The organism is Azospirillum baldaniorum (assembly GCF_003119195.2).
GTDB classification, from domain to species: Bacteria; Pseudomonadota; Alphaproteobacteria; order Azospirillales; family Azospirillaceae; genus Azospirillum; species Azospirillum baldaniorum.
This window is the reverse complement of sequence record NZ_CP022261.1, coordinates 14,617-29,834: the sequence shown is the minus strand read 5'-3', so window position 1 is coordinate 29,834 and position 15,218 is coordinate 14,617. Positions and strand designations below refer to the sequence as shown.

Below are 15,218 nucleotides of genomic sequence, written 5' to 3'. Positions count from 1 at the left end.
CGCATCATCTTTCCATCCCCCCACGCCTCGTCGGCTTCCTGGTGATGTCCTGAGGCCGGTCGAGAGCGGCCCGGCGCGACGTTTCGCCTTCAAGGACCGCCACGCCGCGCTCCAGCGAGCCGCGCACACCGGCCGAGCCCCCCGCCTCCGACGGTTTGGCGGCCAGCATGGCTTTGGTCATGGCCAGCCGGTTCGCCAGATCGGGAGCCGGGATTCGGCTGGCGCGCAGAACCGCTTCGTTGCGGCCGGCCTCGCCCTCGGCGACGAAGAAGGGCTGGATCGCCTGAAGCCCCGCCTCGCGGCGCCGGACCTCTTCCCCGAGCACCGCCTTGCCCGCGCGCAGCGCCTCCAGCGTCGCCGGGTTGGCGGCCGGGTCGGCCTCGCGGCGGACCAGCAGGGCCGCGGTCACGGCGGCCCGGTTCACAAGGTCGTCCGACGGGATGCCCTGCGCGCGGACGCGAGCCTCGGCAAGGCCTTGCTCATCGTTGCGGGCGTAAAAGGGCTGGATCGCCGCGGGTGCCGGGGTGGAGGCGGACGCGGACGCCGTGCCGCCACCGGTGGAGAACTGAAGATCGCCGACGCTTTGCGCCACGGCGCGTGCGGCGTCGAGGGCGCCCTCGTACCACGCCCCGCTGCCGTTCGCCTCAAGCGTGGCGCGGATCGTTTCAGCGGCCTTGGCGTCCACCTCGGCGATCACTCCGGCTAGGAGTGGGCCAGTTTCCACCGGTGCGGCAGCCGATGCGGACTCGGACACTTCCTGGACAGGAGCGGCGATCCCGGCCCGCACCGCGTCGATCCGGGCCAATATGTCCGCGACGGCCTGCGGTTCAGCAGGGTCGGCCGGAGTCAGCAACGCGCCGACGCTGCCATCCCGGATCGCGGCTTCGGCCTCGCTGACCCTGGCCAGGTCAGACGGATCGACCTTGGGCGATTCGGCCGTGACGGCGGGCAGGCCGACCGCAGCGGATGGCGCGGTGCCGGCCAACGCCTCCTCGATCATCCGGCGGGTTTCGGCGAGGGACGCGCCGACGTCGGCCGCGTTCCGGGTCAGCCGTTCGGCGATCTGGCCGGCATCGGCGAGCGCGGCTTCGGCCAGCTCGCGCGCGTTCCGGATCGGTTCATCGACGGCTTCGGCCGCGGCGAGCGGCGCCGGAACATCGTCGCGGCCGGCGAGGTGGACGGCTCCGGCCGCGGCCGCCACTCCAACGGCGGCACCGGCGCCGGCAAGCGCGGCGCGCGACCAGTTCCGCGACTCCGCGGTGGCGGTCAGATCGGCCTCGACGATCGGGACCGCGCTGAACCCGCGCAGGACGGGCAGGGCAGAGACCGGGACGGCGACGCCCTCGGGCCCATGATCGGCCAGGGGAAGGTTGGCGATCCGCGCAAGGGCGCGCAGTTCGTCCGCCGCGACCCCGGCGGCGAACAATGCGACGTCGTCGCCCTGCGCGAAACGGGCGACGGTCAGCGCTCCTTCATCGCCATCAGCCGCCGTCTGGGCCGCGTCGGCGTAGGCGGCGCGCAGGGCCGGATCGGAGAGGGGAAAGCTCTTGCCGGACAAGGGCTCGGGCAAAAGCGAGGGTTCCGCGACGGTGGCGGCGGTCAGTGTGGACATCCGATGAGTCTCCAAGGCAAGTCCGGCGCCCGTGTCTCGGTCCCGGACAGACAGCAATTTACCACAGGCCTCATCCTGCCGGATAGCACGCACCGGACCGCTTTGCGCGTCCATAGCATCCGATCTCATAGCATATTGACGAAGTCCCGCAGCAGGAATGTCGGCAGATGGGGCATAGCCCAGGATGCCGTTCCGCTTCTCGATAGCGGCGGTTTCCTTGTCCTGAACTTGGACCAGGATGGTCTGCGCCTTGATCACGGCGGCCTGGGCCTGCCGCACGGCTTTGCGGGCCTGCCCGACGGCGTGGATCGCCGCACCGGCCTCGCCCCAGCGGTCGGCGGCGGCGCGGTAGGCGGGGCTGCGCAGCAGATCGGGCAGGCGGCCGAAGGTGACCTCCGCCCAGGGCCAGCCCGTTCCGATGGCGTCCACGACCCTCCGGCATTCGTTCTTCGTCGGAACGGCGTGAGCGGCCGTGACGAGGGGCAGGCCGGTCGGCAAATGGGACACCACCCAGCCGCGGCCCGACGTCCGCGTTTCGGTCAGCGGCGCCGCGCGGCCGCCGAGCGCCGCCGCGAGGTCGGCGCGCGGCATCGCACCGCGCGCGCGGGCGATTTCCCGGGCGGCGGCGGGCCGATAAGCCGTTCCCCCATCCATGTCCGCGGCGATGCGGTCCAGGGCCTCGGCGAGCGCGGTGGCCTCGTAGCGGCGCATGGCGCCGTCCACCGCATCCGACCGTCCGCGGGCGGCCGCGGCGGCGTTGCGCAAGGCAGCGGCGTCCAGGTCCGGTCCGCCGGCCAGGCTCCAACCGACGATGCGGAGGTCGACGGGGCGATGGACCGCGAAGGGCCCCCGGGCCTCGACCGTCAGGGTCACCTTCTCCCATCCGTCCGGACCGGACACCGCCAGGACCGCGGGCCGGGCCGTCCAGTCCTCACCGGGCTCCGGCTCGTTGACCGGCCGCGCGCGGTCGTCCGGGGCCACCGCGCGCGCCGCGGCGTCCATCTGCACGAGCACCGGATGCCCGGCGAGCACGCGGTCCGGAACCGGCTCGCCCCGGGCGACGGCGTCGAACACGGCGGCGGCGTGGCGGCGGGCGAGCGGCTTGACCAACCGCGGGTCGATGGCCCGGAGATCGAGATCCGCCAAGTCCGGCAACCGGCGGGCGACGTACTCGCCCCTGGACAGCTGCCAGGGCGGAACGTCGCCGAGCGCGTCTTCTTCATCGAGCACGCGGACCGGCGGCATCGCAGTGCCGCCGGCGAAGGATGCGGCGGCGGCCACGGCTTTCTCCATGGCCGGGTGCGCGGGCCATTTGCCGGGCTCGCCCTGCTCGAGACGGCCGGCCGGCGCGGTCCAGGGCAAAGCCTCCGCCGCGTAGGAGCCGTCCGGTGTGGGCCGGAGCCGCACTTCGCCGACCGCGGCGCTGTAGGTTTTATCGGTGAAGATGCGGCGGCCGTGGGGATCGGCGCAGGGGAGGGCGAAGCCCCAGGGCAGGCCGGCACCTGAGAGGTGACGCGAGAGCGCCTGGAGGGCGTCGCGGTCGGCGGGGGACAGGGGCGCGTCCCGGCCGTCGGCAACGCTGTATTGCCTGAGGGCAGGCGGTGGTCCGATCACCTCATCGGCACGGAGAATCGCCGGGTCGGCCGCACCCCCGCGCTGTCCCATCTCGCGCAGCCAGAGATCCCGGACCTCCGGAACCGCCGGGCGGGCACCGACGGTCCCGTCGGCCAGGGCCTGGAGAACGGCGGAAGTCCGGTCCGGAAGAGCGAGATCCGCTACAAGGTGATCACGTAGGGCAGCTCCCCGGACACCACGGACGTCGTCACCCGCGGACCGCCAGGCAACGGGGGTGCGGCCAGCGGGCCCTGCTGCGGCTTCAGCATGCGCGTGTGCGGCAAGTTCCTCAGCGAATCTTCGAACGGGGTATCCGGCGAATCCGAATCGCTCCGCTCCAAGTCGGCAAGATTCGGGATCGCAGAACGGAAGGAATTCGTCGGCGGAGAGGCGGCCTTCCCGGAGGTTGACATGGACGGACTCATGAAAGAGGGCGTTTGCGGGGTTGGCGTCCGTCATCGCGACGAACGCGTGATGATGGACCGAACCGTCGCCGGATCGCAACGGCGCGGTGAGCCCGGAAAGCGGCTCGATCGGCCCGTCCGTACCACCGGTCTTGGCGATGATCGCACCGACCACATGGACACGGCCTTCGGCAAGGTCCGTCGGCAGGCACGATGACGCCAAGGGGCGTAGCGCGGTGGTCAGGAGATTTTGCTGGGCCTGATATGTTGGGTCGGGATCGACGCGCAGTCCCACCGCCGCACCCGGGGTCACCGCACGATACAGCCATTCCTGCCCGGCCTCCTTGATGAGAATGCTCTCGCCAGGGTCGGGAATGCGGTCGGGAGCGGGCGGTTCGGGTTGGCGGCGGTAGGAGAGGAGTTGGGGAAGGCGTGGAACGGCACCCAGGCTAAATGCGGCGGATGGTGCGGAGAAAACACTGCGCGAAACGATTTCGGGCGAGTCGCTGGGCCACTCCGGAGCCCACTGCGCCCGAGCGACCGGGTCGGACGAGCGCCGTCCGACCGTGCCGCGCGCGATCCGGTCGATGGTGCCGAAAAGTTCGTCTACGGTTTGAGTGGCGGGGGCAAGCCAGGCCCGAAGGGATGCCGCTTGTCGCTCACGACCGGCTTGAAGTCCCGAATCATCTCCGGCGTCACCTCCACCCATTTCGCCAGATAAATGGGCGGCCGCCTCCTCGACGGCATCGTGGGAGAAACCGCCGTATCGGTCGAGGCCGTACCGTCGGACGGCGGCGTCGAGGAAGCCGGGGTCCCGGAATGCTCGGCTTTCGGCTGCATGAAGACGTCCTTCCTGCGCATGCACATGGAAGGCCTCATGATACACAAGGTTGGCCGGATTCACAGCCGTGGCGGCGAAGATCGGCATGAGGCGTATCGAGCCGTCGGCCTCCCGAACCGGCAAAGTGCAGCCCCATCCCTTCATGGCGGGCAAGGCGCCGCCGCGCCCCACCGTGGCAAGCAAATCTCCGGTCACCAAGAAGCGTCCGGCGCTGAATTCCTGCGGCATGGTCTGCGCGACGATGGGAGCGACCCGTTCGCTGAACTTCCTGAGGTCTTCGATGTATGCGGGATCGTCTCGCCAGGCGTGAGCGCATTGAAAGCCGATGCCTTGATAAAGCCAGCCCTCGTGAGCCCAAACTTCGCCCGGCGGCGGCAATGCCGGGATCTCAGGCGCCTCAGGCAATGGCGTCCATCCGAGACTGTATTGCGGGTCTTCCGTCCCGCCGTCCTGCCGCCGTTCCGGACGGCGCTTCGCGATCACCGGGCGCAGGGCCTCGACGGCACGGTTCACCCGGTCCGGGTCCGGGTAGGCGGGCATCTCCGGATGGAAGAGCGCGCGGATCTCGTAGAGGCGCTTGATGTTCTTCGCGCTCTCGCTGATGTAGCTGCTCATCAGGTCGGTCGCGGTGACGGCGAAGAACGGCACTTGCGCTTCGCCGGCCAGGGCGCGGGCGGACAGGGTCTTGCCGACGCCGGGCGGGCCGACCAGCAGGATGCCCTTCGGCGGCTTGGCGCCGAGCGCGGTGTAGCGGCCGGGGTCACGCAGATAGTCCACCACCTCCAGCAGCTCCGACCGCAGCGCGTCGGAGCCGCGCACGTCGGCGATGCGCTCGGCGATGGCCGACGGGTCGATGGGCCGCGGCCCGGTGTCGCCGGCACCGGCGAAGGTCCGGCCCTCCTTTCCAGCGCCACGTTTTGCGGCGGCGTCGCGTCCACCGTCCCCGTCGGGCCGCGGCACGGCCGGCGTGGTCGGGAAGACGTTCGGCGGGGGCGCCCAAGGTGAGGGTGGGGCGGCCGGCGCCGCCGAGGCTGCCGGCGCGGCGGCTGCCGGCTGGTTTTGCCAGGGCATCGGCCGTTGCGGCGCCACGGCGAACTGGGGCTGGTGGAGGACGGCGGCGAGCCGTTCCCGGCCGGCGGGCGTCAGGCGGACGCCGGCCCCTGCTCCGGCATGGCGCGCACCGTCGTTGACAATCAGCCCGTTCGTGTAGGCGCTGCGGACGACGCGCGGGTCATGGGCGGTGAGCGTCGCCGGCGGGGCGATGCCGAACGGCGCGGAGGCGGTCGCGACGTCGTGCAGCATCCGCTCCAGGGGGCCGATGTCGATGCCTCCGACGCTGAATTGCGGGCCGTCGATCGCCGAGGCCATCGGAACCTCGGTCACGGCCGCGGCCAGGGCCTTCGGGGTGCCCTGCATGCCGCGAAGCGCGCCGACCGCGCGCCCCAGGTCGGTGGTGTGCAGAACGGCGACGCCGAGGTCGCCGTCCGGGTCGGCGACGAAGCCCGTCACGGTGTAGCGGGGCAGCAACCTGCTCTCGCGCATCGGCGCCGGGTCGCCGGGCAGCGGATCGCCGGCGTCCGTGGAGATGGCCAGGTCCGCGCAGTCGGGGGGCGCGAAGTGACGGCCCGCTCCGTAGTTGCGTTGCCGGCCGGCGTCGGTCCATCCGGCCTCATCGACGAAGGCGGCGAGCCGGTCGCCGAGCGGGCGCACCCATCCCTGGATGGTCGGGTCCGAGGACAGGCTGTATTGGGGGCCGTCGATGCTGTTGGCGAGCAGCATCTCGCGGGCGTGGCGCTCGCCGTCCTGCCGGGCGAGGACCATCGGGTCGGGATGGAACCCGTACTGCGCGAAGGCGCTTCCGGTCAGGGCCTGCACGACGCCGACGGCGCGGACGAGGCTGGTGGTTTCGAGAACGACGTGATCCTGGAGGGAGCCGAGGTCGTCGATGACCGTCTCCACGACGGTGTAGCGGGGCAATGCGCGCGAGCCCTCCCCGTCCCCGTCCCCGGAAATCGGAACGCCGTCGCGGACCGTCACGTTGAAGCGGCTCGCCTTGTCGGGAGCGTAGCCGGTGAGGGGGTCGGGGCCGATCTCGACCCCGTTGGTCATCCAGCCGGCGCTCTCCGCGAACCGCGCCAGCCGGTCCTCCAGCGGCTCGACCCAGGCGCTCAAGGCGTCGAACCGCCCGAGCGAGAACTGCGCCTCGGCGTGGGCCTGAAGCACCGCGGGAGCGCCGGCCGCGTCGGGACCGGCGGAGAACTGGGCGTCGTCGTTCTGCATGGGGGTCACCTCGTTCGCGGCGCCGGTGGAAGGGAGGGGCGCGCGGTTGCGGGGAAGGGGTTCGCCGCCGAACAGCCCGAGGCGGCGCGTCGGGGCGGCCTCGGACGGCACGGCGTAGCCGACGGCTCCGGCGCGCGCGGCGTCGGTCGTGGTCACGAGCTCGGCGCGGACACCGTCGCCGGCCTCGGCGAGGCGCAGCGCGAGGGCCCGGGCGACGCCGGCCGCGCCGGTGCCGTCTCCCTCGCGCCCCGGCCCGGACAGCGCGGCGGCCAGGGTGCGCGCGGCGTCGGCATCGCCGGCCAGTAGGGCGTCCTGGAAGGCCAGGTCGGCCAAGGCCCGGCGGCGGGCCGGCTCCGACCGGTCGGAGCCGGAGACCGGATCGCGGTCCGGTTCCAGGAACGCCGTCCGCGGCGCGGTCAGGACGGGCTCGGCCGCCATCCGCTCCAGCAGGGCGATCCGCGGGTCGGCGGGCTCGGCGGCGCTCAGGGCCGCGGCGGCGTGGCGCAGGAAGGACGCCCGCGTGGCCCCCGGCCCCTGGTTCAAGCCGGAATCGATGACATGCGGGACATGGCCGGCGGCGACCGGGGTCTGCCCGGCCTCCAATCGCGCCGCGTAGCGTTCCTGCAGTCCAGCGACCAGCATGGCGCGCGCCCCGGCGAGCGCCGCGAAGCGTGCGCGGGGGTCGGACACCCGTTCGTCATAGTCGCCGGAGAGGATCGCCGAGCGGTCGCGCTCATGGAGCGGGAAGGGGCTGGAGGAATCGGCCGCTTCGACGCGGAACAGCGGGTAGCCGCGGTTTTCCGACGCCGGGGTGAAGCGGACGCGGATCGGCGAGGCGCCGAACCGGCCGGTCCAGGCACGCTCGGGCGCCGGCGACCACACAGCGTCCGCGTCGACGCCCTTGGTCAGGACACCCCGGACGGATGCCCGGAGCTCGGCGGCGACGCGGTCGAGGCGGTTCCGCACCAGCAGAACTTCGCCGCCGCCGGGCATCGCCACGGCGAAGCGCTCGGCGTCGCTCAGCGCGGCCGCCGCGTCGCCGTCGCCGGCGACCGCCACCATGCCTGGGGCGACGTCGACGACGGCGACGCCGGGGGTGCCGCCGTCCGTCCGGGCGGCGGCGTCCGCCGCGAGCCCGGCGATCTCCGCCTCACGCCCGCGAAGGGCGGCGGCGGCCCGGGACAAGGCGGTCTCCTCCTCGATGACGGCGGCGATGGACGGCCCGCCGGGGCCGCGCTCGGAAAGCCGCCGGGACAGACGACGCATCACGTCGTGCAGGCCGCGCTCGTCCGGCAAGATCTCCGCGGCCAGATGGCGGGAGCGGACGGCGCTCCAGTCGTAGGCCAGGGCGTTGAGGACGGTTGCCCAATCCCGGGCTTCCTGGCGGGTTTCCCACCGATCGACCGGACCGGCCGCGTAACCGGTCGGCAGATGGGTCACCGTCCACCGGCGCAGCGGTTCCTCACCCTCGCCGACGATCATCCGATGCACGCCGAAGCTGCCACAGACCTCCGCGGCGACCTCGGCAGGGGCCTCGACACGCTGCAGGGGCACGCGGATCGGGATCGGGGAGTTGGAGGATCTGTTCGATCTTGCGCAGCTCGGCCTTCATGGCTTCGATGGCCGATGCGTCGCCGAGGCTGCGCAACGGAACGGTGCGCAACTGCGCGATCTCGGCCGCCGCCGCCGCCCGCATCCGCTCCAGCCCTTCCGCCTTCTCCACGACGCCGCGCAGAGCCGCTTCGAGCGACCCCGCGGCCCCCAGGGGCGTGCGGAGATTCAAACGGATGTCCGTGGCCCCGTCCGGCGTCGCCAGCACCATCAGCGGGGTCTGGCGGTGACGCAGCTCCGGATCGGCGGGGAGCAGGATCGGCCAGGGACCGGCGGCGCCGACGGTGCGTTCGCCCGCCGGAGGCACGGAGACGTCGGCGCGGAACGCCTGCTGCCGGTCGGCCTCCGCCTTGAGCAGGGCGGTGAGCGCCTCGCCGAGCGTGCGGCGGTCGGCCGGCTCGGCGCCGTCGACGGTGACGGGCAGCCGGCCGTCGAGCACACCGCGCGCCGTCTCGGCGGCGTCGCGGGCGCCGGGCAGACGGGCGTCGAGGTCGGTGACGGTGCGGCCGAGGCGGGCGATCTCGCGGTCGAACCGGTCGCGCTCACGCTCGACGGCCCGCCGCGCGGCCTCCGCCTGGACGATCTCCGCCTCGAGCTGGGCGCGCTTCAGCAGCAGCGGGTTGCCGGTGGCGATGGCCATGATGTGGGCGGGCGACAGCTCCGCCGGGTCCTCGTCGCGCATCGACCGCAGCCCCAGCGTGCCGCGCAGGAACTCGCGGATGAAGCGGTCCTTGGCCGCCTGGAGCTGCCAGCCGAAGGCGTCGAAGGTTCCCTCGGTCACGTAGCGCAGGCTGTGGACCTCGGGCAGGGGGTTGCCCTGGCGCTCCGCCCTGCGGTCGCGCTGGTTGACGTGGGCCGGCAGCCAGGGGCAGTCGAGCTGGTGGACGGCGATGAGGCGGTCCTGGACGTTCACGCCGGTGCCCAGGCGTTCGCTGCTGCCGATGCCGACGCGCATCGTGCCGCGCTTCAGCGCGTCCTTCAGCCGTTCGCGCTCGCGCCCTTCGGCCTCCCAGAAGTCGGCGATGTCTTCGGAGGGCACGCCCGCCTCGACCAGCAGGTCCTTGAAGAGCTGGCGGAGCGTGAAATCGCCGCTGGTCTTCGTCGGGTGGATGCCGACGTCGAAGAAGGCGAGCTGGGTGGTTCCCGGGTTGTCGCGCGCGATGCGGGCGACGTTGTCGGCGGCTTGGTGGATCTTCGACTGGGCGAACTCGCGGCCGGCGGGATCGACCAGCCGCATGTCGAGCGCGGCGAGCCGGCCCTCGGTGGCGATCTTCAGCATGTTGTCGTCGCGCGGATCGGCGGACTTCAGGTTCGCCGCGCGCGTGCCCAGGCGGGCGATGAAGTCGCGCTGCGCCTGGCTCGGCGGGGCCGAGACCACCTGCACCAGCTTGCGCGGCCGCTTCACCCCGGGAATGTCCTCGACGAAGACGACGTCCATCACCCGGTCGGACAGGCGGCGCAGCTCGAGGAGGTTGTCGTAGCCGGCCAGGCGCGTCACCGGGCGCAGGCGGCCGACCACGTCGATCTCGAGCGTGGTGTCGATGTCGGCGAAGGTGTGGGCCCAGGCGTCGAAATGCTCGATGCCGGCCCGCGCCAGATCCTCGTACTGGAGGAACCGCTGCAGCGTGTACAGCTCCGCCACGCTGTTGCTCAGCGGCGTGCCGGTGCCGAGGAGGACCCGGTTGCCGTGGTCCTGGAGCCAGCGGCAGCGCGCGAACATCCGGGCGGCCCGCTGGCTGGCCTGCGAGGGCAGGCCGCGGATCTCGCCCAGCGAGGTCGGCACGTAGAGGTTCTTGTAACGGTGGGCCTCGTCGACCGCGATGTGGTCCACGCCGAGATCGTCGAAATACACGGCGTCGTCGCGGCGCCCCTCCTTCAGCAGGCCTTCGATGCGCGCCTCGATCTCGGCGATGCGCGTTTCCATGTGCTTGACGGTGCGCTCCGACTCGTCCGGGTCGAGCCCCTGCAGAGCCTCGCGGTACGCCGCCTTCTCTTCCTGGAGGAAGCGTTCCTCCAGGGCCGGGGAGAGCGGAATCATGTCGAAGGGATCGTGGGGGACCACCACGAGATCCCAGTCGCCGGTGGCGACGCGCCCCCAGAAGCGGCGGCGCTCCTCGGGCGTCACGGTCTGCTTGTCCGGCCAGGCGAGGATCTTGGCCGCGGGATACATCGCGCGGGCCGTCTCGACGACGCTGTCCGGCCCGTAGAGCGTGGTGGCCTGCACGGCGAGCAGGGGCTTGCGGTGCAGCCCCATGCGCTTGCCCTCGACGCAGGCCGCCACCAGGGCGAAGGTCTTGCCGGCCCCGGCCTCCCAGCCGAGCAGCGTGGAGCCCTGCAGGGCGCGCCAGACGCCGTTCTTCTGGATGGCGCGCGCCCGGGCGGCCCATTCCGGCGCCATGGTCGGGAAGGTCAGATGGCCGCCGTCGTAGACCCGCGCGACCGACCGGTTGAAGCGTGCGTTGTAGACGCCGGCCAGCTCGGCGCGCCGCTCGGGGTCGCGCCAGATCCAGTCGCGGAACGCCCCCTGGATTTCGCGCACCTTCATCCGCGCCGCCAGGGTCTCCTCGGCGTTGATGACCGGACCGCCGTCCTTCGTCTTGTCCTTGATCACCGGCGGCCGCCCCGAGAGGGCCGCCAGCATCAGCTCGGCGCCGTCGGCGCGGTCGGTCGCCCAGGTGGTGGTGACGCCGGGCGCCGTCCGGTGGCCGCCGGTGACGCGGAACTCCCAGCGCCCGTCCACCGGCGAATAGCCGACCTCGACCGCCTCCGGCGGGATCTGGAAAAGCTCGGCGGCGAAGCGGCGGATGTGGGCGGGGGCCACCCAGGGCGCCCCGAGGCGGGCGGCGATCTGGTAGAAGGGGATGGGGTCGGGCTGCACCGCCTCCAGCGCCTGGACGTTGCGGGCGAAGCGCTCCTCCGTCTGGGCGGCGAGACGCGCCACATCAAGGCGGGACCGCACGTCGCCGGTCAGGTAGTCGTCCCGCGTCACCAGGCGGCGGGTCGCCGGGTCCTCGAAGGCCAAACCGGTGTCGACCAGGCGACCCTCGACCTCCGCCGGCGCGGTGCCGAGCAGAGCGGCCATGCGGGCGCTGTCGATCGTCCCGGTTTCGTTGAGGACGATGGCCAGGGCGTCGTCCAGCGTGGCCGCGCGGTCGGGCGGCGTCACGGCGGCCAGCACGTCGCGCTCGAACACGTCCGCCCGGTGAATGGCGCCGTCCGGAGCCACCTGCTCGAGGGCGAACAGCATCGGCCCGTCGGGGTCGGCCGCCAGCAGGCGGACCGCCCGGCGGCCGCGCATGGCGCCGTGCGCGGCGACGAACGCCTCGTAGGCTTCGCGCAGCGCGGCGCGCCCGGCGTCGCGTTCGCCCTGCGGGCGGCCCTCCCGCTGAGCGGCGAACACGCGGCGCAGCGCGTCGCGGACCGCCAGCCCGTCGCGGACGAGCCGCTCCTCGGCGGCGGTGAAGGGGCGATCGCCGACCGCCGGAACGGCGAGGGCGCCGTCGACGACGACGCGCAGCGCGCCCGCGGAGTCGAGCAGGTAGGACCCTTCGCGGGCGGTCGCCGGCGCCGTCTCCACGGCCTGGACCGGAGAGCGCTCCATGGGCTTCCACAGGTCGGTGGGGAGTGCCGCGAGACGGTCCCGCAACTCGGCGGCGGCGCGCTCCGGCACGTTGGACGGCTTCAACCGCGGAAGGCGGGCGGTGACGTCGGGATGCTCGCCGGCGTAGTTGGTGCCCGAGCGCTCCAGGCGTCCGATCACCCGGTCGGGATGGTCGGCGAACCAGCGGTTCACCTTCATCTCCGGGCCGCCGAGCGGGTCGCGCACGCTCTGGACCGCGATCCAGTCCGGCTCGGCGGCGATCACCGCGTCGCGCTCGGCGGCGCGCAGGGACGACAGCGGTTCGGCGCGCTTGCGCAGGACCAGCAGGTCCGCGGCGACCTCGGTGCCGGCGGATTGCCCGGCCCAGTTGGCCGGCAGCCGCACGGCGGTGACCAGCTCCGCCTTGTCGCGCAGGGCCTCGCGAACGCCCGTGTCGGCGGCGTCGAGCGTGAAGGTGCTGGTGATCAGCGCCGCGACGCCGCCGGGCCGCAGCAGATCCACGCTCTTCAACAGGAAATGGTTGTGGACGGTGGGCTTCAGATCGGCGTAGCGCGCGTCGAACAGGTGGTACTTCCCGAAGGGGACGTTGCCGACGGCCAGGTCGAACCAGTCGTCGGGAATCGCGGTCCGGGCGAAGTTCTCCAGCCGGATGTCGGCGCCGGGATAGAGCAGGCGGGCGATGCGGCCGCTGACGCTGTCGAGCTCGATCCCGGTGACGGCGGCGTCGCGCAGGGCCTCCGGCATCAGGCCGATGAACCAGCCGGGACCGCAGCCCGGCTCGAGCACCCGCACCGGGTGATCCGGGCTGGCCGTGACGCCGGCCGCCGCGAGCGCGTCCCACATGGCCGCGGCGACGCGGCCGTCGGTGTAGTGAGCGTTCTTCACGCTTTCGCGGAGCGCCGCGTATTCGTCCGGGTCGAGCAGCGCCTGCAGCGCGTCGGCGTAGGGCTGCCAGCCCTGCTCGACGGCCCGCCACGGTTCGAAGACCTGGGGCACGCCGCCGAACCCCGAATAGGCGGCGAGAAGCCGGCGCTCGTCGTCGGTCGGCAGCCGCCCGTCGGCCTCGACGAGAAGCAGCGTCTCGATGGCGGCGATGTTGTCGGCGGCGCGGCGCTTGGGGCTGCGGGTGCCGAGCCGGGCGGGGTCGGCGATGACGTGGTTGCGCGGCGCCGCCGGGGCGTCCGACAGCACGCCCCCGGACGGGACGGCCTCCGCCCCGGTGCCGGCGCTGAACTGGAGCCGCGAGCGGAGCCGCAAAGGCGGGGATGGGACCAGCTCGGTGCGCGGGTTCTGCGCGACCACCATTTCGGCCGGCCAAGCGGGCGTGTCCGGCATGGCGACGCGCGCGCGTCCACCCGGATGCTCCATTCCGGCCAGGGCGGCCGGACGCCAGGGCATGATCCCCCAGCGCGGCTCGAGTGGCCACGGCACGGCGTCGTCGCGCAGGTGGAGGCGGACCGGCACGCGCTCGATCCCCATCTCGTGGGCGAGGTGGACGATGCCGATGGCACGGCACCCGATGACCTCGGCGGTGCCCGCCGGGGCGTCCCCGGGCCGGCTGAAGCGCCCGGGGGCGGCGGAGAAGCCCTGCGCGCGGGCTTCCGCATCGGGCATGCGCAGGGTCAGTTCGGGAAGCGCTTCGGCGCCGCCGTCGGCGATCTCGCCGCGCAGGCGCTCGAGGTCCGGCGGCGGGTGATCCAGGCCCGGCCGCGGGTCCGCGGTGAGGGCGAGCAGCGCCGAGGGGGCCATGTGCACCAGCGTGTCGCGGCACAGCGGGTCGGCCGCCTGGCGGCGGGCGGCGTCGAGCGCGGCGGCGGCGACGAGGCGGTCGCCGTCGGCCGCCGCCGCCGCCAGACGGGCCTCGGCGGCCCGCCAACGCGGGTCGTCGGAGCCGAAGCGGTCGGGGGGCTGCCAAGGCGCCGCGCCGAGGCTGTATTGGCGGGGGTCGGTGGCGTCGCCGATCAGCGGCCGTTGGGTCCGCAAGGCCTTCGGGTCGCGCCGGGCGAGCTTGGCGGCCCGGCGCCCGTAATCGCCCTCGTAGGCCCGCTCGAACAGGTCTTCGGCCGTCTGGAAGCCGCGGGAGTCCAGCCAGTTGGCCAGCCGCCCGCAGAAGCGTCCGACCCGCTCGAACACCCGCTGGGCACGCGGGCCGCTGCGGTCGCGCCGCGCCGCCCAGGCGCCGAAGGCGTAGGCGACCCGTTCGCGGTGCGACAGCTGCTCGGTGCCCGGGAACTCCTCGGCCAGCACCTGCTGGTCCTTCTCGCTGAGCAGCGCCTCCAGGCTGTGCCAGCCCTCGTGGTAGACGGTGTCGAGCGGGTCGAACCGGGCGACGTCCATGGAGATGGACGCCAGCCCCTTCGCGCGCTCGAACATGCCGGCCACGCGGATGCGGCCGTCGCTCGCCGCACCGCTGGCCACCAGGGCGGCGCCTTCTCCCCACAGCTCCTGGACCGCCGTGACGCCGATGGTCGGGTTGAGGCGCCGCGCCGCCTGCAGCAGTTGCCGGCGGAAGGCGGCGATGTCGCGCGCCGCCTCCCCGGGCACGCGGACGCCGAGATCGCCGAGACGGGCCACGGCGTGCGTCGCCTCGACGCTCGCCGCCCGGTAGAGGTGCGCGGCGTCATCGAAGGCGGCGACGGCGTCGTGGGGCACGCCGGCGCGCGCCAGCACCCTCTGGGCGCGGCGGCGCGCCTTGGGAAGGCCGCCCTCCGCGAGGACGGCGAGCGCGGCCTCGACCGCTTTCCCGCGGCCCCGCTTCGCCCTCCGCCACACGGCGCGCCGGGCATCCTCGCAGCGCGCCCAGGCCGATGATTCCGACGTCATGGACAGCGCGTAATCCTCCGCCGGCGTGCGGTGCGGCGGGCGGCGAAGCGCGAACGTGGTGTCCTCCGAGTCGCCGGAAACGGTCATCGAAACGTCGCTCATCGGTCTTCTCCCGCCGCGAAGGCGTTCGTGGGGTCGTCGGAATGGGGGGCATCGCCGGGCGCCGGTCCGGCGGATTCGAAGGCGGCGCGCTCCAGCGCCGCAGCGGGATCGGCCCCGGCGGCCAGGGCGGCGGCGAGGCTGTCGGCGTATGCGTCGGCCGCCGCCTCGAGGGCGTCCTCGGGCAGGCCGAGACGGCGCAGACGGTGAAGGAGCGGATCGACGGGCGCCGGCTCGCGACGGGAACCCCCGGAAGCGTGCATCCGGCTTGCGTCCTCAACGCGTATCATGCTTTTGCTCATGCCGTTCGGCCCCGCCTGGCCGAGAGACGTG

The 15,218-nt window shown here is 73.3% G+C and carries 3 protein-coding genes; all 3 read right to left on the bottom strand.

The window, feature by feature from the left end; all coding sequences use genetic code 11:
* Positions 1-4: 4 nt before the first annotated feature.
* The 3 genes from Sp245p_RS30715 to Sp245p_RS30705 are packed head-to-tail and all read right to left on the bottom strand — an operon-like array spanning position 5 to position 15,148.
* Entirely contained in the window at positions 5-8,305 is an 8,301-nt protein-coding gene (locus Sp245p_RS30715; RefSeq protein WP_109139224.1) for an AAA family ATPase, read from the bottom strand.
* On the bottom strand, positions 8,214-14,888 hold the full coding sequence (locus Sp245p_RS30710) for a hypothetical protein (RefSeq protein ID WP_014242699.1): 6,675 nt from the start codon (positions 14,886-14,888) through the stop codon (positions 8,214-8,216). Before Sp245p_RS30710 ends, Sp245p_RS30715 begins: the two co-directional genes overlap by 92 nt.
* Complete coding sequence (locus tag Sp245p_RS30705) at positions 14,885-15,148, bottom strand: hypothetical protein (protein WP_041814762.1); 264 nt, start codon at positions 15,146-15,148, stop codon at positions 14,885-14,887. Before Sp245p_RS30705 ends, Sp245p_RS30710 begins: the two co-directional genes overlap by 4 nt.
* Between the last annotated feature and the right edge of the window lie 70 nt (positions 15,149-15,218).